Source organism: Microbacterium sp. bgisy203 (assembly GCF_965345155.1).
Taxonomy (GTDB): Bacteria; Actinomycetota; Actinomycetes; order Actinomycetales; family Microbacteriaceae; genus Microbacterium.
Genome location: NZ_CBDRLZ010000002.1, coordinates 430,488 through 450,847, shown reverse-complemented (window position 1 = coordinate 450,847; position 20,360 = coordinate 430,488). Strand labels below are relative to the sequence as shown.

Sequence of the window (20,360 nt, the reverse complement as noted above, 5' to 3'; positions counted from 1 at the left end):
CCCGATCACGTTGCCCGCTCAGGGCGTCAGGAGGAAGATCCCGTCGAGCATCCCGGGGTTGTGGGCATGCACGAGCACGGCGAAGACGACGGCGTCGAAGAGCAGGTGCACCGTCACCACGTATGCGAGCGAGCGGGTCTTCAGGAAGATGAAGCCCTGCAGGAGCGCGAACGGGATGGTGAGCACCGGACCCCAGGCGCGGTAGCCGAGCTCCCAGAGGAACGACACGAACACGATCGTCTGCAGGAGGTTCGCCGTCAGGTCGGCGACGTGCCGACGCAAGAGCGCGAAGACGGTGCAGATGAAGAACAGCTCGTCCCAGATGCCGACGGCGCCGACACCCACGAAGAGCCGTGCGATGAGGTCGGGCGTGTCGACGACGGGCCAGTTCTGGTAGACGCCCGACGAGATGAAGTAGAACGGCAGGATCAGCCACGCGAGCAGAAGCACCGCGACGAGCCACCCCCACTGCCACACGCTCCAACGCCCTCCCCCGCGCCACGGGAACCGGATCGCCCGGTCGCGGTAGACCCATCGCGACAGGGCGTACGGCACGACGACGGCACCGCCGAGGGCGATCGTGAACCGGATCATCGACGCCGTGTCGAGCTTCGCCTCGAGCGAGATCGCGCTGACGATCAGCATGCCGATCGCGATGAGCGACAGGTCGCGCGTGAGCGAGGGCGCGGATGCCGCGTCCCTGAGCCGGTCGAAGACGCCCCCGCGCTCGACGATCGCCGCGAGGCCGACGCCGGCGGCGAGCAGGAGCCATCCGAGCCACGGGATCAGCGCGACGAACAGCGCGGGTGCGGCGAGGCAGACCAGCAGCGCCGGCACGATGTCCGAGCTGAGGAGGGGGCGGACGGATGCCTCGGCGTGCGCCGCGCCGCCGGCGTGCGCCGTCATGATCTCGGCAGGCGCCGATAGGCGAGGTCGCGGATGTCGCGGCCTTTCGCGATGCCCTTCCGCTCGAAGGCCGTCATGGTGCGCCGGTCGAACCGCGGGGCCCAGTCGCCCTCGAAGGCCGGCGCGAAGTCGGCGGCATCCGCCATCACCTCGCGCATCTGGAGGGCGTACTCCTCCCAGTCGGTCGCGAGGCGGAGGACGCCCCCGTCGCGGAGGACGCGGGCGGCGAGGGGCGGGAAGGCCGGGGCGATGAGGCGGCGCTTGGTGTGCTTCGCCTTGTGCCAGGGGTCGGGGAAGAAGACCCACAGCTCGTCGACGCTCCCCTCGGGAAGGAGGTGTTCGAGCACTTCCGGGGCGTTCGCCTCCACGAGGCGGAGGTTCCGCGCGCCCGCGCGGTCGGCGTCGAGCATCGTGCGGGCGAGCCCCGCCCGGAACACCTCGACGGCGAGGAAGTCTGTGTCCGGGGTCGTCGACGCGGCGTGCACGATCGCGTGGCCCTGCCCGGAGCCGATCTCCACGACGAGGGGCGCCTCGCGCCCGAAGAGCACCACCGGATCGGCGGTCGAGTCGGGGTGGATGCTCGTCGCGGCGGCCCCGCGCTCGACGTCGACGACGTAGAACGGAGCGAGCTCGCTCCAGGCGCGCTCCTGCGCGTCGCTCATCCGGCCGCTGCGGCGCACGAACGAGACCGGCTTGTCGCGGTAGCGGGGCGCGCTGTCCGCCGTACCGGAAGTGGCGTCGGGGGCGGCGTCGGGCGTGGCATCCGGCATCCTCCCAGGCTACCGGCGGTTCACAACTCGCTGACTACTCGGTGACGAAGTCGATGAGCTCCTCGACGCGGCCGAGGAGGGCGGGGTCGAGGTCGCGGTAGCTCCTCACGGCGCCGAGGATCCGCTGCCACGTACGTCCGAGGTCCGCCTGATCGCGCGCCGGCCAGCCGAGCGCCCGGCTGACGCCGACTTTCCACTCGATGCCGCGCGGCACGTCCGGCCAGGCACGGATGCCGAGGACCTCCGGCCGCACGCACTGCCAGACGTCGATGTGCGGGTGGCCGACGATCCGCACGTGCGCGCCGTGCGGTCCGCGGGCGACGGCCTCGGCGATGCGCGACTCCTTCGACCCGGGGACGAGGTGGTCGACGAGCACGCCGTACCGCCGCTCGCGACTCGGTGGGTCGGCGGCGAGCGCCTGGTCGAGCAGGTCGACGCCCTGCAGGTACTCGACGACGACCCCCTCGTGGCGCAGGTCGTCGCCCCACACCTTCTCGACGAGCTCGGCATCGTGCCGACCTTCGACGAGAATGCGCGACGCGCGGGCGACCCGGGCACGCGCCTCCGGGGCCGCGAACGACCCTGAGGCGGTGCGCGCGCGCCCGGCGGATGCCGTGGCGGCCACCACCAGCTCGACGGGGGCGCCGTCGATCAGGAACCCACCGCCGAGCGGGAAGAGGCGCCGCTTGCCGACGCGGTCTTCGAGCTCGACCGTCCCCGACTGCACGCGGGTGACGGCGCCGCAGAAGCCGTCGCCGGCGACCTCGACGACGAGTCCCGGCTCCGCGGGGGTCTTGGTGACGACGGGGCGGCCGACGTTCCGCCAGCCCGCCGCGAGGACGTCGCCGCCGTAGCGGTCGGTCGGGTCGTGATGCATGCTTCCTCCGAGTCGGTCACGTTACCCGCAGCCGCCGTCGACGCCGGCGCGCAACGCCCGCACTCCCCGACACCGCGCGGCCGGCGGCGCGGACGGCGATGCTTCGCGTTCGCTGATGGCCGAACCCCGGCATCCGCCCTACCGCCGCTCGCGGCGCCCGCAATAGGATCGGGGCGAGAGCCGGAGCGATTCCGGTCCGGAGGGGATGTCTGTGCGCGCGCGTCTGGTGCTGGCCCTCACGGCAGCCGTGGCGATCGTCTTCGGCGGCGCCGCAGCCGCCGTCGCGACCGATCCCCTCTCGCTCGGCAGCACGCGCGTGCTCGACGAGTCCGGCGTCCTGTCGGCCTCCGAAGAACGCGACGTGGATGCCGAGCTCCGCTCCGCCTCGTCGTCGAACGTCGATCTGTGGGTCGTCTACGTTCCCGAGTTCACGAACCCGACCGACCCCGAGCAGTGGGCGAACGACACCGCCGATCGCAACGGACTCGGCCCGAACCAGTATCTCCTCGCGATCGCGACGGACGGACGGACGTTCTACCTCTCGGGGTACTCCGAGGGCCCCGTCGGTGAAGACCAGCTGACCGCGATCGAGCAGCAGCGCATCGGCCCCGCGCTGGAGGCGAACGACTGGGCCGGTGCCGCAACGGCCGCCGCCGCCGGCCTCGCCGACGCCGCGCGCGGCGGGTCGGGCGGTACGGGCGGCTCCGGCGGCGGGTCGGGTGTGTTCGGCATCCTGCTGGTCGTCGTCCTCGTGGCGCTCGCGGCCCTCGTCATCTGGATCGTCGTGCGCTCGCGGCGCAAGAAGACGGGGCAGGTCGCCGCACCCGGCGGACCCGTCGATCCGCTCGCGGGCGTGTCGACCGCCGAGCTCGCGAAGCGTGCCGCCTCGGCCCTCGTCGCGACCGACGACGCCATCAAGACGAGCGCGCAGGAGCTCGACTTCGCCCGCGCGCAGTTCGGCGACGAGGCGACGGCCGCCTTCGCCGAGGCGCTCGCGCACGCCCGGACCGACCTCGACCAGGCGTTCTCGCTGAAGCAGCAGCTCGACGACGAGACGCCCGACACCGAGGAGCAGACCCGCGCGTGGAACGCGCAGATCGTCGACCTGTGCACCCACGCCAACGGCGAGCTCGATGAGAAGGCGAAGGACTTCGACGAGCTGCGCAGTCTCGAGCAGAACGCCCCCGAGGCGCTCGCGCGCGTGCAGGCGTTGCGCGGCGGCCTCACGGGTGCGCCGGAGCAGGCCGAGGCCGCCCTCGCGACCCTGCAGCAGGCCTACGCCCCGGCTGCCCTCGCGACGATCGTCGACAACCCCGCCCAGGCCACCGAGCGGCTGACCTTCGCCGACGAGCGCCTGCGCATGGCGCAGCAGGAGATCGCCGAGGGCGACAATGCGGCCGCCGCCGTCAGCATCCGCGCGGCGGAGGATGCCGTCGCCCAGGCCGACCTCCTGCAGAAGGCGGTCGGAAAGCTCGGCACCGACCTCGCGAAGGGCGAGACGGATGCCGCGGCCCTCATCGCCGACGTCGAGCAGGACCTCGCCGCCGCGAGCGCCATGCCCGACCCCGACGGGCGCCTCGCGCCGGTGATCGCCTCGACGCGGCAGCAGGTCGAGGCGGCGAAGGGGCTGCTCGCCGGCACCCAGAAGCGACCGCTGTACGCCCTCGAGGGGCTCGACGCGGCGAACAAGCAGATCGACACGATGCTCGCGGGCGTCCGCGACGCGCAGGCGAAGCAGCAGCGGGCCTCCCAGCAGCTCGCCGCACTGATGACGCAGGCGCAGGGGCAGGTGTCGGCCGCCGAGGACTTCATCACGTCGCGTCGCGGCGCGATCGGCGCCGAGGCCCGCACGCGTCTCGCTGAAGCGGGCGCCTCGCTCGTGCAGGCGCGTCAACTGCAGCAGACCGACCCGGTGCAGGCCCTCGGCTACGCCCAGCGCGCGAACGATCTCGCCGCACAGGCGATCCAGTCCGCCCAGAACGATGTCGGCGCCTTCTCCGGCGGCGGCATGTTCGGCGGCGGAGGCGGCGGGGGCGGCAACATGATGGGCGCCGTCCTCGGCGGCATCGTCATCAACTCGCTCCTGAACGGCGGCGGTAACCGCGGCGGAGGATACGGAGGCGGCGGCTACAGCCGCGGGGGCGGCGGCGGTCTCGGCCCCGGCAGCTTCGGCGGCGGCGGCACCCGCAGTCGCCGCGGCGGAGGACGCTTCTGACCCCGGCATCCGCTCGTTCCACCCCCTCGAACCCGACCCGGACCCCGACCAGATCTCGACACCATGTTCCGTAAGAAAGGAAATCCGATGGCAAAGCAGTCCATCTTCGGCCGCATCTCCACCCTGATGAAGGCGAACATCAACGCCCTCCTCGACTCGGCCGAAGACCCGCAGAAGATGCTCGACCAGCTGGTGCGCGATTACACCAACTCAATCGCCGACGCCGAGTCGGCCATCGCCGAGACGATCGGCAACCTGCGCCTGCTCGAGCGCGACCACGAAGAAGACGTGCGCGCGGCGTCCGAGTGGGGCGGCAAGGCCCTCGCGGCCAGCCGCAAAGCCGACGAGCTGCGCGGCACGGGCAACACGACCGACGCCGACAAGTTCGACAACCTCGCCAAGATCGCCCTGCAGCGTCAGATCAGCGAGGAGAACGAGGCCAAGGCGATCGAGCCGACCATCGCGGCGCAGACCGAGGTCGTCGACAAGCTCAAGGACGGCCTCAACGGCATGAAGCTGAAGCTCGAGCAGCTGAAGTCGAAGCGCTCCGAGCTCCTCGCCCGCTCGAAGTCCGCCGAGGCCCAGAACAAGGTCCACGACGCCGTCAAGTCGATCGACGTCCTCGACCCGACGAGCGAGCTCGGCCGCTTCGAGGACAAGGTCCGTCGCCAGGAGGCCCTGGCCGCCGGCAAGGCGGAGATCGCGGCGTCGTCGCTCGACGAGCAGTTCAACCAGCTGGAGGACGTGGGCGAGCTCACCGAGGTCGAGGCGCGCCTGGCCGCTCTGAAGACCGGCGGCACGTCCACCGCGGCGATCGAGCAGTAATCCATCCGCGAGACCGCTCATATGCACGCTTCCCGGCACGGGAACGTGACATATGGGCGGTTTCGCGGTGCGGGAGCACGCGCAAGCGCGCGGGAAAGGATGACCGGATGACGCGGTTCGTCGTCGTTCCGCAGTGGCAGGGGTCGCCGTCCGCGCGCGCGATGCAGCTGATCGACGGGGCCGAGGCGATCGCCGGGGACCTGCCGCGCTCCTCCACGGTGCGGGTCGAGGTCCCCGCCGAGGCGGGAGAGGCGCTCGACACCGGCATCCGCCGCTTCAGCACCCTCGAACGTGTCAGCGCGGCGATCGGCGCCGCGCTCGATGAGGGCGATGCCGCGGAGTCCGCGCTCGTCATCGGCGGCGACTGCGGCGTCGCGGTTCCGGCGATCGCCGCTGCCGCCGCACGGCACGAACGCCTCGCGGTCGTGTGGTGCGACGCGCACGGCGACCTGCACACCGCAGACAGCTCGCCCTCGGGCGCGTTCGGCGGGATGGCGCTGCGCGCCGTGGCGGAGGCCGGCACGTTCCCGGGGAGCGGCGCGGTGCCCGCCGAGCGCATCATCCTGGTCGGGGCACGGGAGTTCGACGACGGCGAGCGTGACGCCGCGACCGACCTCGGGATCACGCATCTTCCCGTCACCGATCTGGCCGACCCCGGCGCGCTGGCGGCCGCCGTCGCCGCCACGGGTGCGGATGCCGTCTACGTCCACGTCGATCTCGACGTCCTCGACCCCGCCGTCCTGGCGGGCCTCGGCATGCCCGTCCCCTTCGGCCTGTCGCTCGATGAGCTGGTGGCCGCGGTGCGGGCCCTGCGCGCCGAGGTGCCGCTCGTCGGTGGGTCGCTGTCGGGCTTCGCCCCGGCATCCCCGGCCGCCGCCGTCGACGACCTCGGCACGATCCTCCGGATCGTCGGGGCGCTCGCGTGATCGCGACCCCGCCCCCAGGCTGGCGCGCCCGCGCCGAGCGCGCCGTGGCTCGCGGCGAGAAGCTCGACCGGCTGATCCCGCCGGTTCTCCTCGACTCGCCGATCAGCCGGGTCGGGTACTGGTGGGGCACGGCGATCGGCTGGATCTGGGGCGGTCTGTGGTCGACGGGCCCGGTCCAGCACCGCGAGGGCCTCCACGTGTTCACCGGCATGCCGGGGTGGACGTTCGGTCGCGGCGGCGTGTGCGTCGGCGGGTGCTACCTCACCGGCGACGCGCGCGTGACCGACGCGGTGCTGCGGCACGAGGCGGTGCACGCCCGGCAGTGGCGGAGGTACGGGTTCCTCATGCCGGTGCTGTACCTGCTCGCCGGTCGCAACCCGCTGCGCAACCGGTTCGAGATCATGGCCGGGCTCGAAGACGGCAACTACGTGCCGCGCGGGAGCTGACCGGAGAACCGGGCAGTCGACTCAGCGGGTCACGGGCTCAGCGCGCCGCCGCCTCAGCGGGTCACGGGCTCAGCGCGCGGCGGTGAGGCCGAACCGCTCCGGCGTCGCGACCACCGACGCGTCGATGCCGAGCGCGTCGACGAGGTGGTCGAAGATGTCGGCGGTGCCGAGGAATCCGCCGAGCAGGTGGATGCGCGTACCTCCGGCGCACACGCGGGAGTTCTCCGCGCACAGCGCGTCGGCATCGCACAGCATCTCGTCGGCCCACGCGGTGACGGCGCGGGCGAGCGCCTGACCGGGCGCGCAGCCGCGTCCCGTGCCCGGCGCGCCGGTGCGCGACGAGCGGTCGAGCCACGTCACGATCATGCGGGCGGGAACGGCGAGATCGAAGATCCACGAGGCATCCGGCACCTCGATGAACACACGTCCCGTCGAGCAGATCGGCAGGGTCGCGACGAGCGTCTCGAGTTCGATGAGCGAGGTCTCGTCGGCCGTGATGAGCTGCTGCACGCGCGCGTGACGCGACGCCTTGCACGCTGACGCGTCGTGCGCGGCGCGGGTCGCCGTCGCGGCGGCGCCGGCGGAGGACTCGATCAAGGAGGACATGATTCCTCCACTATAGACCCTGTTTAGGCGAGCCTTACCTACTCGATGCGTTCCCACCGCCGCCGCCGGCATCGCCGTTCGGAGCGATGAGCGCCGCGCGCAACAGCACGAGCTCCTCCTCGGTGACACCGTGCGCGCGCAGGTAGCCGGCCGCCGAGCCGAAGCGCTCCGTCACGTCGTCGAGGAAGGCGTGCATGACGGGAGCGGGCGAGAGCGTCGCGAGCTCCTCGATGTGCTGCGCTTCGGGGTGACGACTGCGGAGGTACGCGACGACGCGTTCGTTCCGACCGGCGGGCAGGAGCGTCTCGGTGCGGGCGTAGTCGGCGACGATGGCATCCCGGTCCACCCCGACCGCCGCGAGCATGAGTGCGACCGTCACGCCCGTGCGGTCCTTGCCGACCGTGCAGTGCACGAGCACCGGCTGCGCGCCGATGACGGCGCGGACGACCTCGACGATCCGCTCCGACGCGGTGTCGACGAGCAGGCGGTACATCTCACGCAGCGGCACATCCTCGGCGAAGAAGGATGCCGTCGAGCCGAGGAAGAGCGGAGCCCGCACGGTCTCGACGTCGAGCCCGTCGAGGAGGCTGGGTTCGAACGCGACCTCGTCGTCGGCGCGCAGGTCGACGATGCGGCGGATGCCGAGGGCCCGCAGCGCGCCGCGGTCGTTCTCGTCGAGGCGGGCGAGGTTGCCCGACCGGAAGAGCACCCCGGGCCGCGTCGCGCCGCCGGCCGCGGGCAGCACGCCCACGTCGCGGAAGTTCAGCGCGCCCGCGATCCGACGGGCGTCCGCGTCGCTCACGCCGGAGCGTGCGCCGCGTGGTCGGTCTTGCGCGGCGGCACGGGATACTTGCCCGCGATGGTGATGCGGTTGAAGGCGTTGATCGCCACGAGCGTCCAGCTGAGCGCCACGTACTCCTGCTCGCTCAGGATGCCTCCGACGCGGTCGTACACGTCGTCGGGGATGCCCTCTTCATGGATGAAGACGTAGCTCTCGGCGAGCTCCAGCGCCGCGCGCTCGCGCGCCGTGAAGACGCCCGACTCACGCCACGTGGCGATCTGGGCGATCTCGTCGGCGGTGAGTCCTGCCGCAACGCCGCGGTCGACGTGGATGCGCACGCAGTAGGCGCAGCCGTTGAGCTGCGACGAGTGGATGAGCGCGATCTCCTTCATCCGGTTGTCGATGCCGGCTTCGGCGGCGAGCGCGCCGGCGGTCTGCGAGAAGGCCTCCAGCGCGTCGTAGGCTGGCCGGGCCGATCGGGAGAGGTGCACACGACGTTCGCTCATCCCCTCAGCCTATTGCGGCCACCGCGCCCACGGGCAGATGGCGAATGCCGCACAATGGCGGGATGGACGAGTTCTCCTTCCTGCCCGCCCAGGCTGCCGCGATCGATGCACCGGTGCCGCCCGTGCGCCGCCTGAGCTTCCCCCTGGCCGACGGGCGCACCGTGAGCGCCCTCCAGTACGGTGACGCCGCGACGGGCGCCTTCCCCTCCCCCGAGGTCACGTTCCTCCACGGCGCGGGCCTGAACGCCCACACGTGGGACACGACGATCCTCGCGCTCGGACGCCCCGCCCTCTCCGTCGACCTCCCGGGCCACGGCGACTCGTCGTGGCGCGCCGACGGCTCCTACACCGCCGCGACCCTCGCGCCGGACGTCGCCCGCGCCCTTGCGGAGTGGACGGATGCCCCGCAGGTGCTCGTCGGGCAGTCGCTCGGCGGCCTGACCGCGGCATCCCTCGCCGCCACGCACCCCGAGCTCGTGCGGCAGCTCGTCGTCGTCGACATCACCCCCGGCATCGATCCCGACGGCGACGCACGTCAGATCGCCGCGTTCTTCGCCGGCCCCACCGACTGGGCGAGCCGCGACGAGCTGACCGACCGCGCGGTGTCGTTCGGGCTCGGCGGCTCGCGCGAGTCCGCCGCCCGCGGGGTCTTCCTCAACTCGCGCGTGCGCGAGGACGGCCGCGTCGAATGGAAGCACCACTTCGCGCACCTCGCGAACGCGCTCGCAGCGGATGCCGATGCCGCGGGCGCCGCCCAGGCGCATCAGCGGGCGTTGCGGGGTGTGCTCGCGGCATCCGGCTGGGAGGATCTGGCGGCCGTGACGGCGCCGATCACGCTCGTGCGCGGCGAGCGCGGGTTCGTGACGGCGAAGGATGCCGACGACTTCCGCGCCCGCGTTCCGGAGGCGACGATCGCGGTCGTCCCGGCCGGGCACAACGTGCAGGAGGAGCTCCCGTTCGCCCTCGCCGCCCTCGTCGGGGACGTCGCGGACGACTGAACCCACAGCCCCACCGTCGGTGCATGACGGCGGATGACCGTCACCGTGCACCCGCATGGGCCGCGCACGCCTAGGCTGTCCTACGCACCGAATCCACGGGCGCGCTCCCACAGCACCCTTCCCTCCTCCCCGCGCGCCGCTGCGAAAGGAACCCCTCCATGCTCCGCCGCACGACTGTTGCCGCCGCGATCCTCGCGGCCGGCGCCCTGCTGCTCAGCGCCTGCACCGGCGGGACGTCGCCGTCCCCCTCCTCCACCGATACCGGAACGCCCGACCCGAACGCCTCCGTTGCGGTGCGGCTCGTGCTCGAACCCAGCAACCTCGACATCCGCGAGACGGCTGGCGCCGCACTCGACCAGCTTCTCGTCGACAACGTCTATCAAGGTCTCGTCTCGCGCACTCCCGATCAGGAGATCGTCGACACGCTCGCCTCGAGCCACGAGGTCTCAGCCGACGGGCTCACGTACACCTTCACCGTCCGCGAAGGCGTGAGCTTTCACGATGGTACGGAGCTCACTCCCGCCGATGTCGTCTGGTCACTGCAGCAGGTGAAGGACAACGCGAGCTACCGCGACTCCGCGCGACTGGCGAACGTCAGCTCGATCGTCGCCGACGGGCAGAACGTCGTCCTGACACTCTCCGCCCCCGACTCCACCCTCCTGTGGAACCTGACCGGCCGCGCGGGTCTCGTCCTCAAGGAGGGCGACGCGATCGACCGCAAGACGGAGGCGAACGGCACCGGTCCTTTCGTCCTCGAGGACTGGAAGCAGGGCGACTCGATCACCCTGAAGCGCAACGACGCCTATTGGGGCGAGAAGGCCAAGGTCGCCGAGGTCGTCCTCGACTACATCCCCGACACGCAGGCGGCCCTCAACGGCGCGCTCGCGAACGAGCTCGACGTCGTCACCGGATTCGACGCGACGCTCACCGACCAGATCGAGGCGAACGGAGACTTCACGGTCGTGCTCGGAAAGTCGACCGACAAGGGCACGCTCGCGATGAACTCGACGAGCGGACCCCTCGCCGACAAGCGGGTGCGCCAGGCGATCCGCCAGGCGATCGACAAGGAGTCGATCGTCGAGGCCCTCGGCGCCGGCCAGACCCAGTACGGCCCCATCCCCGAGCTCGACCCGGGCTACGAAGACCTCGAGAAGACGGCGCCCTTCGACCCGGATGCCGCGAAGAAGCTCCTCGCCGAGGCCGGCGCCGAGGATCTCACCCTGACCCTCACGATCCCCGCGTTCTACGGCACGACGGTGTCGCAGATCCTCGTCTCGAACCTCGACGACGTGGGCATCACGCTGAAGGTCAACCCGGTCGAGTTCCCGACCTGGATCAACGACGTCTACGTGAACAAGGACTACGAGCTGAGCTTCGTGCTGCACACCGAGGCACGCGACTTCGAGAACTGGGCGAACCCCGACTACTACTTCACCTACGACAACCCGAAGGTGCAGGAGCTCTACGCGCAGTCCGTCGCCGCGACCGACGCGGACACCGCCGCCGACGACCTGAAGCAGGCGGCGAAGATCGTCGCCGAGGACCAGGCCGCCGACTGGCTCTACAACGGGGCATCCGTCGTCGCGATCGGATCGGGCGTCTCCGGGTTCCCGACGGTGAACACGAACGAGCGCATGAACCTCGCCGAGCTGGCCAAGAGCCAGGGCTAGACGCCGAGCACGGAGTGATCCGCTACGCACTGACGCGAGGGGCCCTGCTGCTGCTGGGCCTCTTCGTCGCCAGTGCGCTGATCTTCCTCACCCTCCGCGTTCTCCCCGGCGATGTCGCGCAGATCATCGCCGGGGTGAACTCGACCCCCGAGCAGGTCGCCGCCATCCGTGACCGGCTGGGCCTCGACCAGCCGCTTCCGGTGCAGTACGGCGCATGGATCGCCGGCATCTTCCGCGGCGATTTCGGTTCGTCGCTGCTCACCGGGGCGCCGGTGGTCGGCGAGCTCGTCCAGAAGGGGCAGGTGACGATCCCGCTCGGACTCATGTCGATGGTGATCGCGCTGCTGATCGCGCTCCCCTTCGGCGTCGTCTCAGCGATGCGCCGCGGGCACGCCGACGGCACGGCCCTCAACATCGGAGCGCAGGCGATCGCCGCGGTGCCCGTCGTCTGGGCCGGGATGATGCTCGTCCTCGTCTTCGCCGTGTGGCTCGGCTGGTTCCCCGCGCAGGGGTTCCCCCGTGGCGGATGGAGCGAGCCGGGCCTCGCCTTCCGCTCGCTGCTGCTGCCGGCCATCACGATCGGCGTCGTCGAGGGCGCGATGCTCATGCGCTTCGTCCGCTCGGCGACCCTGCAGGCGGGCGGGCAGGACTTCGTCCGCACGGCCGCCGCCAAGGGCCTCACCCGCAACCAGGCGCTCATCCGCCACGGGCTGCCCACCGTCGGGCTCTCGATCATCACGGTGCTGGGCCTGCAGGTCGCCGGCATCATCGTGGGCGCGGTCATCATCGAGCAGCTGTTCAGTCTTCCCGGCATCGGCCGCATGCTCGTCACCGATGTCGGCAACCGCGACCTCCCCAAGGTCCAGGGCGAGCTCCTCGTCCTCACCGGCTTCGTCCTCATCATCGGGTTCGTCGTCGACCTCGTGCACCGCCTCATCGACCCGAGACAGCGGGAGGCGGAATGAACCGTTCCGGTCGGCTGAAGAGGCCCTCCTGGCTCTCACGCCTCTGGGCGCTCCCGACGGGGCGCTTCGGGATCATCGTCGTCACGGTGATCGCCCTCACCGCCCTCGTCGCGCGCTTCTGGACGCCGTTCAACCCGCAGAAGGTCGACGTCGCGAACCGGTGGGACTCCCCCGGCATCCCGCACCTGCTCGGAACCGACGGGTCGGGGCGCGACATCCTCAGCCTCCTCATGGCGGGGGCGCGCACGACCGTGTGGGTCGCGCTCGGGGCGGGCGTCGTCGCGACGCTCCTCGGGCTCCTCCTCGCCGCGCTCGGATCGCTGACCACCCGATGGGTGCGGGAGAGCATCGCCGTGCTCGTCGACATCCTCATCGCCTTCCCCGTGCTGCTGATCGCGATGATGCTCTCGTCGGTGTGGGGCGGATCGCTCTGGGTCGTGATCGTCGCGGTGGGGATCGGCTTCGGCGTCAACATCGCGCGCGTCACCCGGCCGGAACTCCGCCGCGTGCTGCACAGCGACTTCGTCCTCGCGGGGCGCGCGTCGGGGCTCACACCGTTCCAGAACCTGTGGCGGCACCTGCTCCCGAACGTCGCGCCCGTGTTCATCGTGCAGCTGTCGTGGGGCATGGCCGTGGCCGTCCTCGCCGAGGCCGGCCTCAGCTACCTCGGCTTCGGCGCTCCCCCCACCGAACCGAGCTGGGGGCTGCTCCTGCGCGACCTGCAGACCTACATCTCCGTCCATCCGCTGACCGTCATCTGGCCGGGACTCGCGATCACGATCACCGTGCTGGGGCTCAATCTCCTCGGCGACGGCCTGCGCGAGGCGACCGACCCCACGCTCTCGCAGCGGCGCCGGTCCGCGCGCACCCACCAACCGGTCGTGGTCGCATGAATCGGGTGGGTCGCATGAACGGGGTGAGCGCGTGAGTCTCGAAGTGCAGGACCTCGTCGTCGAGATCGACGGCCGGCGCGTCGTCGACGGCGTCTCGTTCTCGGTGCCCGACGGCGCGCGCGTCGGCCTCATCGGCGAGTCGGGGTCGGGCAAGTCGCTGACGGCGCTCGCGATCCTGGGGCTCCTTCCGGAGGCGGCGACGGCGTCGGGGAGCATCCGCTGGGATGGGCGCGAACTCATCGGTCTGCCCGATCGCGAGCTCGCGAAACTCCGGGGCGACGAGATCGGCATCGTGTTCCAGGAGCCGCGGACGGCCCTGAACCCGATCCGCACCGTCGGCCGGCAGATCGGCGAGTCGATCCGCATCCACGAGGGGGTGTCGCGGAAGGAGGCATCCCTTCGTGCCATCGCCGAGGCCGACCGCGTGCGCCTGCCCGAACCCGCCGAGATCGTGCGCCGCTACCCGCACCAGCTCTCCGGAGGGCAGCGTCAGCGCGTCGCGATCGCCATGGCGCTCGCGTGCCGCCCGCGTCTGCTGATCGCCGATGAGGCGACGACGGCCCTCGACGTCACGATCCAGGCCGAGATCCTCGAGCTGCTGAACGGTCTCGTCGACCGCGACGGGATGTCGCTCGTCTTCATCACGCACGACCTCGCGGTGCTCTCGCAGGTCGCGACCCACGCCGTCGTCCTCGAGGACGGCCGCGTCGTCGAGCGCGGCCCCCTCACCACCCTGCTGACCTCTCCCGAGTCGCCCATCACACAGGGGCTCCTGCGCGATGCGACCGCCACCGTCTGGAAGCCGGGAGGCATCTCGTGACGACGCTCCTGCGCGGCCGGGCGCTCACCAAGAGGTACCGCCAGCGCGGCAGGAGGCTCTTCGAGCGCGCACAGTGGCCGACCGCCCTCGACGATGCCGACGTCGACGTCCGCGAGGGGTCGGCGGTCGGGATCATCGGCGAGTCGGGGTCGGGGAAGTCGACGCTCGTCCGGATCCTGCTGGGGCTCGACTCGCCCACGTCCGGCACGGTCGAGTTCGACGGCAGGGCGGTGGATGCCGGAGCCGGCGCACGGTCTCTGCACTGGCTGCGCCGCGAGACCGGCATCGTCTTCCAAGACCCCTACGCGTCGCTCGACCCCCGTATGAGCGTCGGCCGGATCGTCGGCGAGCCGCTGTGGGCGCTCGGGATCGACGGCGACCGCCGCGCGCGGGTGCGCGAGGTCCTCGAGAGCGTCGGCCTGGAGGCCGACATGGCGGCGCGCTTTCCGCACGAGTTCTCGGGCGGACAGCGGCAGCGCATCGCGCTCGCGCGGGCGATCGTGCACCGTCCGCGCCTGCTGGTGGGCGATGAGCCGCTGTCGGCGCTCGATGTCACGGTGCGCGCCCAGGTCCTCGAGCTGCTGCGCGACCTCCGCCGCACCGAGGGGTTCTCGCTCGTCATGGTGTCGCACGACATCGGCGTGGTGCAGAGCCTGTGCGATGAGGTCATCGTCATGAAGGACGGCCGGATCGTCGAAGAGGGCCCGACCGAGAAGGTGCTCCTCGCCCCGCAGGTCGCCTACACGCGGCGCCTCCTGGCCTCGATCCCCGTGATCGGCCCCTCGCAGACCTGACCCGAGGCCGCCTCGCCCCCTCTCGTCGCGGGCGGTCTGGCATCCCGGCGCCTCTCCCGCGAGACCGCGTCTTCTCGACGAGACCCGCGTCCGCGACACCGGGTCTCGTCGAGAGCCGGCGGTCTCGCGAGGTGGCGCTGGCCGAGCCGGCGCGCGCAGCGCGTCGACGCGTGTCCGGAGCGTGACCATCCGTCGGATCGCTGGGGCGGGTGTCGCCTGGTGAGGCCGCGGAGGTGACACCAGCCCCACGGATCCGACGACCGGGCGCGCCCGTCGGCGGAGACCTCGCGACCGGCCACCGTCGGCGAAGACGCGTGGGATGTCGGAGGCGCCCGGTAGCGTGTCGGCATGCACGCGATCATCCCTCCGTACCTCCTCGCGCGGCTCGCCGATGCCGAGGCCCCGCACCTCGCCGTCGCCGCCGAGGCGGCCCGGGCGACGCTCGCGACCCCGCGCGTCTATCACCGCGTGCCCGCGAACCTCGACTTCTCGGTCGAAGGCGACGCGCTTGTCTTCGAGGGTTCCCCCGACCCCGACCGCGTCATCTCCGATGCGCAGAACCGGGAGACGCTCCCCGGGGTGCGCGTCCGCGGGGAGGGCGATCCCGCGACGGGCGACGCGTCGGTCGACGAGGCGTTCGACGGTCTCGGTGAGACGTTCGCGTTCTTCTGGGACGCGTTCGACCGGGCGTCGATCGACGGCGTCGGCGGCACGCTCGCCGCAACGGTTCACTACGGCGACCGCTACGACAACGCGTTCTGGAACGGCGAGCGCATGGTGTTCGGCGACGGGGACGGCGAGGTGTTCCGCGGCTTCACGGGGTCACTCAGCGTCATCGCGCACGAACTCGGCCACGGCGTCATCGAGCACGGCGGCGGCCTCACCTACCAGGGTCAGTCCGGTGCGCTCAACGAGTCGGTCGCCGACGTGTTCGGTGCGCTGACCGAGCAGCGCGCGCGCCGCCAGCCCGTGACGGAAGCCTCGTGGCTGATCGGCGCGGGTATCTTCACGGATGCCGTGCAGGGCACCGCTCTGCGATCGATGAAGGCGCCGGGCACCGCCTACGACGACGACGTGCTCGGGCGCGACCCGCAGCCCGCGCACATCCGCGACTACGTCGAGACGACGCAGGACAACGGCGGCGTGCACATCAACTCCGGCATCCCCAACAAGGCGTTCCACCTGGTCGCCTCCGCGCTCGGCGGATACGCCTGGGAGCGGGCGGGCCGCATCTGGTACCTGACCGTGACGCGCGGCGCTCTGCCGCGCACCGCCGATTTCGAGACCTTCGCCGCCGCGACAGCGGCGACGGCCGCGGCGGAGTACGGTGAGGACTCGGAGGAGGTCGCCGCCGTCCGCACCGCCTGGGGCGCCGTCGGTGTGAGCATCGGTGGAACACGACCCTGAGCTGAACGCTGACTCGGACGATCAGGACGCGCCCGCCGACACGGAGCGCACGGTCGCGGTGACCGTCGTCCGCACGGGCGGAATCGCGGGCATGCGCCGGCGCTGGGGCGTCGAAGCCGCCGACGCCGACGCCGACCCGTGGATCGCACTCGTCGACGCATGTCCCTGGGACGCGTGCGTTGCGGCTCCGCACGCCACGACCGGCGCCGACCGGTTCGCCTACAGCGTGTCGGCGCGGATGCCGAAGGCCGAGCACCACGCCGAGCTGGCGGAGTCCGAGGCATCCGGCCCCTGGCGCACCCTCATCGACGCCGTGCGCGACGCCTCGACCCCGTCCCCGCGCTGATCAGCCTCACCCGCCCGCTGATCGGGTGCCGTCGCGCGTTAGTCCCCGTCGGCGTCCCCACCGCGACCGAACAGCCGGCGCTTGCGCTTCTTGGGCTTCAGCTGCTTCTGCAGGTAGATCGTCCCCAGCCAGCGGCCGAACTTGAACCCGACCCGGCCCATCCGCCCGACCTCGACGAAGCCGAGCTTCTCGTGCAACGCGACCGACGACTCGGCGCCCTTGTCGCTGATGACGGCGACCATCTGGTGGATCCCCGCCTCCTCCGACGCGGCGATCAGCGCGTCGAGCAGCGCCCGTCCGAGCCCCTTGCCGGTTGCCGCGTGGCCGAGGTAGATCGAGTTCTCGACGCTGTAGCGGTACGCCGACTTCGACGACATCGGCTGCACGAGCGCGTACCCGAGGACCTGCCCCGACGGCGACTGGGCGACGAGGAACGGCATACCCAGCCGCTCGAGGAACGCGACCTTCTCGCGCCACTGGGCGAGCGTCCACTTCTTCTCGTCGAACGTGACGACCGAGTTCGTCACGTAGTAGTTGTAGATCTCGCGGATGTCGGGGATGTCGCTCTCGCGCACGGGGCGGATCTCGTACGAGAACGGGCGCTCGCGCTCTACCCGACGCAGATGCGCGGGCAGACGCCGCCGCGTCTTCTCGTACTCCTCCTCTAGCACGGCTCCTCCTGCAGCATGCCGACAGCCTACGCAGACGCGCCCGCGTCCACACGCCAGTCGACCGGTTCCGCGCCCTGCGCGACGAGCAGCTCGTTCGCCCGCGAGAACGGCCGCGATCCGAAGAAGCCGCGGCTCGCCGACAGCGGCGACGGGTGCGCCGACGCGATCACCGGAGTGTCGCCGAGGAGGGGCCGGAGGTTCGCGGCATCCCTCCCCCACAGGATCGCGACGAGCGGCGCTTCGCGTGCGACGAGCGTGCGGATCGCATGCTCGGTGACCTTCTCCCAGCCCCAGCCGCGGTGCGACGCGGCCGCGCCCGGCGCCACGGTAAGGACGCGGTTGAGCAGCATGACGCCCTGATCGCTCCACGCCGACAGGTCGCCGTGCGTCGCCGGCGGGATGCCGAGGTCGCTCTCGAGCTCGGTGTAGATGTTGCCGAGGCTCCGGGGCAGCGGCCGTACGTGGCGCTCGACCGCGAACGAGAGCCCGATCGGGTGGCCCGGCGTCGGGTACGGGTCCTGCCCGACGATCAGCACGCGCACCTCGTCGAGAGGCCGCGCGAAGGCGCGGAGCACGTTGTCACCGGCGGGCAGATAGCCGCGCCCGGCGGATGCCTCGGCGCGCAGTCGCTCGCCGAGCGCGGCGATGTCCGGCGCGACGGGCGCGAGGGCGCGCGCCCATCCGGCATCCATGAGCCCGGCCTCCGCCAGCTCATCGAGCGTCATCGGCATCAGGCGGATGCCTCGCCGCCGGTGTCCTCCTCGATGACGCTGCCCCGCGCCGACCAGGGGAAGTCGATCCACCGGTCGGTCTCGCGCCACGCGTAGTCCGGCATCGCGACCGAGCCGGGCTTCGTGTAGATGCAGACCGAGCGGACGTCGGCGCCGACGCCCTCGAGCATGCGGACGGCGAGGGCGAGCGTGCGGCCCGAGTCGGCGACGTCGTCGACGAGGAGCACCCGCTTGCCGGGGAGGTAGCCGAGGTCGAGGTCGGGCGGGAGGATCTCGGGAGCGTCGAGCACCGTGCCGATCCCGGTGTAGAACTCGACGTTCAGGGCTCCGCAGCTCTTGACGCCAAGCCCGTACGCGACGGCGCCGGCCGGGAGGAGTCCTCCGCGGGCGATCGCGACGACCACGTCGGGGGCGAACCCGTCGGCGACGATGGCGCGGGAGAGGTCGCGGGTCGCCTCGCCGAAGGCGTCCCAGGTCAGGATCTCGCGGGCGGGGGCGTCGTCGGTGTCGGTCACGATTCCAATGTAGACGCTCCCACCGACGACGCTCAGCGCGTCGCGGGGCGCGACGCCGACACCGCGACACCGCGACACCGCGACACCACGACACCCCGACACCGCGACACTGCGACATCGCGACACCCCAGCACCCCAGCACCCCGACATCGCGGCGACGCGAAGCCGTAACACGGCGACGCCGGAGCGGCCCTATGCTGAACGCCGTGCCACGAACCTCGACACTGCGTTCCGCCACGGACGCGATCCGCACCTCCGCCGTCGGCGTCACCGCGAGCCTCATCGGTGTGTTCATCGTCGTCGAGATCGTCAGCGGCATCATCCAGGGCTACTACACGCCGCTCTTCAGCGACATCGTGGTGCATCTGGGCGTCCACGACTCCGACGCCAACTGGTTCGAGGCGGCACAGCTGCTCCTCTCGGCGATCGTGGTACCGATCATGGCGAAGCTCGGCGACATGTACGGGCACAAGAAGGTGTTGCTCGTCTCCGCGATCCTCACCGCCGGGGCGACTTGGTGGATCGCGTTCGCCGGATCGTTCTGGACCTTCCTCATCGCGTGGGCCCTGCAGGGCTTCTACGTCGTGTGGCTGCCGCTGGAGATCGCGCTCATCTTCGAGCGCGGCCGCCGCCAGGAACGCGGCGTGTCGACGACCCGCCGCGCCGCGGGACTGCTCGTCGTCGGCCTCCAGGCGGGCGCCATCATCGGCGCGCTGTCGGCCGGTCGCATCTTCCGCGCGAGCGGCGAGGACCTCACCCTGACCCTCATCGTCCCCGCGATCGCGACGACGCTGGTCGCCGTCGTCATCTGGCTGTGGGTGCCCGAATCGAAGCCCGAACCGGGACGCAAGCTCGACACGTGGGGCTTCGTCATCCTCGCGTGGGGGCTGCTGCTCGTCACGGGAGGCCTCGCCTGGATGCGGATGATCGGCGAGTTCCACCTCGCCGCGGGCGCGTGGCTCTGGGTCGTCGCGCTCGTCCTCGCGGGGCTCGTCGTCTTCGCGTGGTTCGCCTGGTACGAGCTGCGGCAGGACGACCCGGCGGTCGACCTGCGCGTCCTCGCGCGCCCCGAGATGTGGCCCGTGCAGGCCACCGCCTTCCTCGTCGGCATCAGCCTGCTCGGCGCGCAGGTGCCGCTGTCGACCTACGCGGGCACCGACCGGTCGCTCGGGTACGGGCTGGGCTTGGATGCCACGGAGCGCTCGAACATCATCGGCGTGTACCTCGTGTCGCTCATCGTCGGCGCGATCATCTTCGCGGTCACCTCGCGCCGCCTGAGCCCGCGGATCGTGCTGATCGGCGCCGCGCTGCTCGTCGGCATCGGGTACGCCCTGTTCCTCCCGTTCCACCTCGAGCTCTGGCAGGTGCTGCTGAACCTCTCGATCGCGGGCCTCGGCTGCGGCGCGCTCGTCGGCGCGATGCCCGCGGCGGCGGCTGCAGCAGCGCCTCCCGGGCAGACGGGCATCGCCTCGGCGCTGACCAACACGACGAAGACCATCGGCGGCACATTCTCGTCGGCGGTGTTCGGTGTCGTGCTCGCGGCGGGCGCGGGCACCGTGGCGAGCCAGACCGCGGCATCCCTCGGCGGATACCTCACCGTGTGGGCGATCTGCGCGGCCGGCGGGTTCCTCGCCGCGGTGCTGCTCTTCTTCGTGCCGAAGGTCGCCTTCGCCGACGCGCCGCCTGCCTGAC

At 71.6% G+C, this 20,360-nt stretch carries 22 protein-coding genes; 13 read left to right on the top strand and 9 right to left on the bottom strand.

Features of this window, described 5'->3' with window-relative positions; translation table 11 throughout:
- Window positions 1-18: 18 nt before the first annotated feature.
- From ACRVYW_RS05410 to ACRVYW_RS05400, 3 genes are read right to left on the bottom strand one after another with little or no spacing between them, the layout of a single operon-like run.
- Window positions 19-906, bottom strand: coding sequence for a CPBP family intramembrane glutamic endopeptidase (locus ACRVYW_RS05410; protein ID WP_431802440.1), 888 nt, complete (start codon window positions 904-906; stop codon window positions 19-21).
- On the bottom strand, window positions 903-1,676 hold the full coding sequence (trmB, locus tag ACRVYW_RS05405; RefSeq protein ID WP_431802438.1) for a tRNA (guanosine(46)-N7)-methyltransferase TrmB: 774 nt from the start codon (window positions 1,674-1,676) through the stop codon (window positions 903-905). The genes ACRVYW_RS05410 and trmB overlap by 4 nt, the downstream gene beginning before the upstream one ends.
- Before the next feature lie 34 nt (window positions 1,677-1,710).
- Window positions 1,711-2,553: a DUF3097 family protein gene (locus tag ACRVYW_RS05400; protein ID WP_431802436.1), complete on the bottom strand. Its 843-nt coding sequence runs from the start codon at window positions 2,551-2,553 to the stop codon at window positions 1,711-1,713.
- 211 nt (window positions 2,554-2,764) lie between these two features.
- Between ACRVYW_RS05400 and ACRVYW_RS05395 the strand changes: the two genes are divergently transcribed.
- The 4 genes from ACRVYW_RS05395 (at window position 2,765) to ACRVYW_RS05380 (ending at window position 6,965) form a co-directional block, all read left to right on the top strand.
- Entirely contained in the window at window positions 2,765-4,768 is a 2,004-nt protein-coding gene (locus ACRVYW_RS05395; protein ID WP_431802434.1) for a TPM domain-containing protein, read from the top strand.
- Window positions 4,769-4,855: 87 nt separating this feature from the next.
- The gene (locus ACRVYW_RS05390) at window positions 4,856-5,593 is read left to right on the top strand and encodes a PspA/IM30 family protein (RefSeq protein ID WP_431802432.1); all 738 of its coding nucleotides are present in this window, start codon (window positions 4,856-4,858) and stop codon (window positions 5,591-5,593) included.
- 107 nt (window positions 5,594-5,700) lie between these two features.
- Window positions 5,701-6,519, top strand: coding sequence for an arginase family protein (locus ACRVYW_RS05385; RefSeq protein ID WP_431802430.1), 819 nt, complete (start codon window positions 5,701-5,703; stop codon window positions 6,517-6,519).
- On the top strand, window positions 6,516-6,965 hold the full coding sequence (locus tag ACRVYW_RS05380; protein WP_431802428.1) for a Fe-S oxidoreductase: 450 nt from the start codon (window positions 6,516-6,518) through the stop codon (window positions 6,963-6,965). The genes ACRVYW_RS05385 and ACRVYW_RS05380 overlap by 4 nt, the downstream gene beginning before the upstream one ends.
- A 69-nt stretch (window positions 6,966-7,034) precedes the next feature.
- Here ACRVYW_RS05380 and ACRVYW_RS05375 read toward each other — a convergent pair whose 3' ends face one another.
- Genes ACRVYW_RS05375 through ACRVYW_RS05365 form a run of 3 tightly spaced genes read right to left on the bottom strand, consistent with a single transcriptional unit; the run spans window position 7,035 to window position 8,858 of the window.
- A complete protein-coding gene (locus tag ACRVYW_RS05375) occupies window positions 7,035-7,571 on the bottom strand; it encodes an SIP domain-containing protein (protein ID WP_431802426.1) in 537 nt (178 codons plus the stop codon).
- 34 nt (window positions 7,572-7,605) lie between these two features.
- The gene (locus tag ACRVYW_RS05370) at window positions 7,606-8,373 is read right to left on the bottom strand and encodes a tyrosine-protein phosphatase (RefSeq protein ID WP_431802424.1); all 768 of its coding nucleotides are present in this window, start codon (window positions 8,371-8,373) and stop codon (window positions 7,606-7,608) included.
- Entirely contained in the window at window positions 8,370-8,858 is a 489-nt protein-coding gene (locus ACRVYW_RS05365) for a carboxymuconolactone decarboxylase family protein (protein ID WP_431802422.1), read from the bottom strand. The genes ACRVYW_RS05370 and ACRVYW_RS05365 overlap by 4 nt, the downstream gene beginning before the upstream one ends.
- A 62-nt stretch (window positions 8,859-8,920) precedes the next feature.
- Between ACRVYW_RS05365 and ACRVYW_RS05360 the strand changes: the two genes are divergently transcribed.
- From ACRVYW_RS05360 to ACRVYW_RS05325, 8 genes are all read left to right on the top strand, one after another.
- A complete protein-coding gene (locus ACRVYW_RS05360) occupies window positions 8,921-9,856 on the top strand; it encodes an alpha/beta fold hydrolase (protein ID WP_431802420.1) in 936 nt (311 codons plus the stop codon).
- A 158-nt stretch (window positions 9,857-10,014) separates the two neighbouring features.
- Complete coding sequence (locus tag ACRVYW_RS05355; protein ID WP_431802418.1) at window positions 10,015-11,526, top strand: ABC transporter substrate-binding protein; 1,512 nt, start codon at window positions 10,015-10,017, stop codon at window positions 11,524-11,526.
- Window positions 11,527-11,540: 14 nt separating this feature from the next.
- Entirely contained in the window at window positions 11,541-12,491 is a 951-nt protein-coding gene (locus tag ACRVYW_RS05350; RefSeq protein WP_431802416.1) for an ABC transporter permease, read from the top strand.
- Window positions 12,488-13,384, top strand: a complete 897-nt coding sequence (locus ACRVYW_RS05345; protein ID WP_431802414.1) for an ABC transporter permease — start codon at window positions 12,488-12,490, stop codon at window positions 13,382-13,384. Before ACRVYW_RS05350 ends, ACRVYW_RS05345 begins: the two co-directional genes overlap by 4 nt.
- Window positions 13,385-13,415: 31 nt before the next feature.
- The gene (locus ACRVYW_RS05340) at window positions 13,416-14,204 is read left to right on the top strand and encodes an ATP-binding cassette domain-containing protein (protein WP_431802412.1); all 789 of its coding nucleotides are present in this window, start codon (window positions 13,416-13,418) and stop codon (window positions 14,202-14,204) included.
- Entirely contained in the window at window positions 14,201-14,998 is a 798-nt protein-coding gene (locus tag ACRVYW_RS05335) for an ABC transporter ATP-binding protein (RefSeq protein ID WP_431802410.1), read from the top strand. The genes ACRVYW_RS05340 and ACRVYW_RS05335 overlap by 4 nt, the downstream gene beginning before the upstream one ends.
- Before the next feature lie 348 nt (window positions 14,999-15,346).
- Window positions 15,347-16,405 carry a M4 family metallopeptidase gene (locus tag ACRVYW_RS05330; RefSeq protein ID WP_431802408.1) on the top strand — a complete coding sequence of 353 codons (1,059 nt, stop codon included), beginning with the start codon at window positions 15,347-15,349 and terminating at the stop codon, window positions 16,403-16,405.
- On the top strand, window positions 16,389-16,751 hold the full coding sequence (locus ACRVYW_RS05325) for a protealysin inhibitor emfourin (protein ID WP_431802406.1): 363 nt from the start codon (window positions 16,389-16,391) through the stop codon (window positions 16,749-16,751). The genes ACRVYW_RS05330 and ACRVYW_RS05325 overlap by 17 nt, the downstream gene beginning before the upstream one ends.
- A gap of 38 nt (window positions 16,752-16,789) precedes the next feature.
- Here ACRVYW_RS05325 and ACRVYW_RS05320 read toward each other — a convergent pair whose 3' ends face one another.
- Genes ACRVYW_RS05320 through ACRVYW_RS05310 form a run of 3 tightly spaced genes read right to left on the bottom strand, consistent with a single transcriptional unit; the run spans window position 16,790 to window position 18,668 of the window.
- Window positions 16,790-17,422 (bottom strand): N-acetyltransferase family protein, encoded by a 633-nt coding sequence (locus tag ACRVYW_RS05320; RefSeq protein ID WP_431802405.1) that lies wholly within the window; start codon window positions 17,420-17,422, stop codon window positions 16,790-16,792.
- Window positions 17,423-17,448: 26 nt separating this feature from the next.
- On the bottom strand, window positions 17,449-18,153 hold the full coding sequence (locus tag ACRVYW_RS05315) for a uracil-DNA glycosylase (protein ID WP_431802403.1): 705 nt from the start codon (window positions 18,151-18,153) through the stop codon (window positions 17,449-17,451).
- Entirely contained in the window at window positions 18,153-18,668 is a 516-nt protein-coding gene (locus ACRVYW_RS05310; RefSeq protein WP_431802401.1) for a phosphoribosyltransferase, read from the bottom strand. The genes ACRVYW_RS05315 and ACRVYW_RS05310 overlap by 1 nt, the downstream gene beginning before the upstream one ends.
- A gap of 194 nt (window positions 18,669-18,862) precedes the next feature.
- On the opposite strand from ACRVYW_RS05310, the gene ACRVYW_RS05305 reads away from it, so the two are divergent.
- A complete protein-coding gene (locus ACRVYW_RS05305) occupies window positions 18,863-20,359 on the top strand; it encodes an MFS transporter (RefSeq protein ID WP_431802399.1) in 1,497 nt (498 codons plus the stop codon).
- The last annotated feature ends 1 nt before the right edge of the window (window position 20,360 follow it).

Excerpts from the sequence above, each read along its gene's own strand:
- ACRVYW_RS05315 (WP_431802403.1), bottom strand. The coding sequence starts at position 18,153 with ATGCCGATGACGCTCGATGAGCTGGCGGAGGCCGGGCTCATGGATGCC.
- ACRVYW_RS05360 (WP_431802420.1), top strand. The coding sequence starts at position 8,921 with ATGGACGAGTTCTCCTTCCTGCCCGCCCAGGCTGCCGCGATCGATGCA.
- ACRVYW_RS05305 (WP_431802399.1), top strand. The coding sequence starts at position 18,863 with ATGCTGAACGCCGTGCCACGAACCTCGACACTGCGTTCCGCCACGGAC.
- ACRVYW_RS05410 (WP_431802440.1), bottom strand. The coding sequence starts at position 906 with ATGACGGCGCACGCCGGCGGCGCGGCGCACGCCGAGGCATCCGTCCGC.
- ACRVYW_RS05385 (WP_431802430.1), top strand. The coding sequence starts at position 5,701 with ATGACGCGGTTCGTCGTCGTTCCGCAGTGGCAGGGGTCGCCGTCCGCG.
- ACRVYW_RS05400 (WP_431802436.1), bottom strand. The coding sequence starts at position 2,553 with ATGCATCACGACCCGACCGACCGCTACGGCGGCGACGTCCTCGCGGCG.
- ACRVYW_RS05330 (WP_431802408.1), top strand. The coding sequence starts at position 15,347 with ATGCACGCGATCATCCCTCCGTACCTCCTCGCGCGGCTCGCCGATGCC.
- ACRVYW_RS05365 (WP_431802422.1), bottom strand. The coding sequence starts at position 8,858 with ATGAGCGAACGTCGTGTGCACCTCTCCCGATCGGCCCGGCCAGCCTAC.
- ACRVYW_RS05355 (WP_431802418.1), top strand. The coding sequence starts at position 10,015 with ATGCTCCGCCGCACGACTGTTGCCGCCGCGATCCTCGCGGCCGGCGCC.
- ACRVYW_RS05390 (WP_431802432.1), top strand. The coding sequence starts at position 4,856 with ATGGCAAAGCAGTCCATCTTCGGCCGCATCTCCACCCTGATGAAGGCG.
- ACRVYW_RS05375 (WP_431802426.1), bottom strand. The coding sequence starts at position 7,571 with ATGTCCTCCTTGATCGAGTCCTCCGCCGGCGCCGCCGCGACGGCGACC.
- trmB (WP_431802438.1), bottom strand. The coding sequence starts at position 1,676 with ATGCCGGATGCCACGCCCGACGCCGCCCCCGACGCCACTTCCGGTACG.
- ACRVYW_RS05345 (WP_431802414.1), top strand. The coding sequence starts at position 12,488 with ATGAACCGTTCCGGTCGGCTGAAGAGGCCCTCCTGGCTCTCACGCCTC.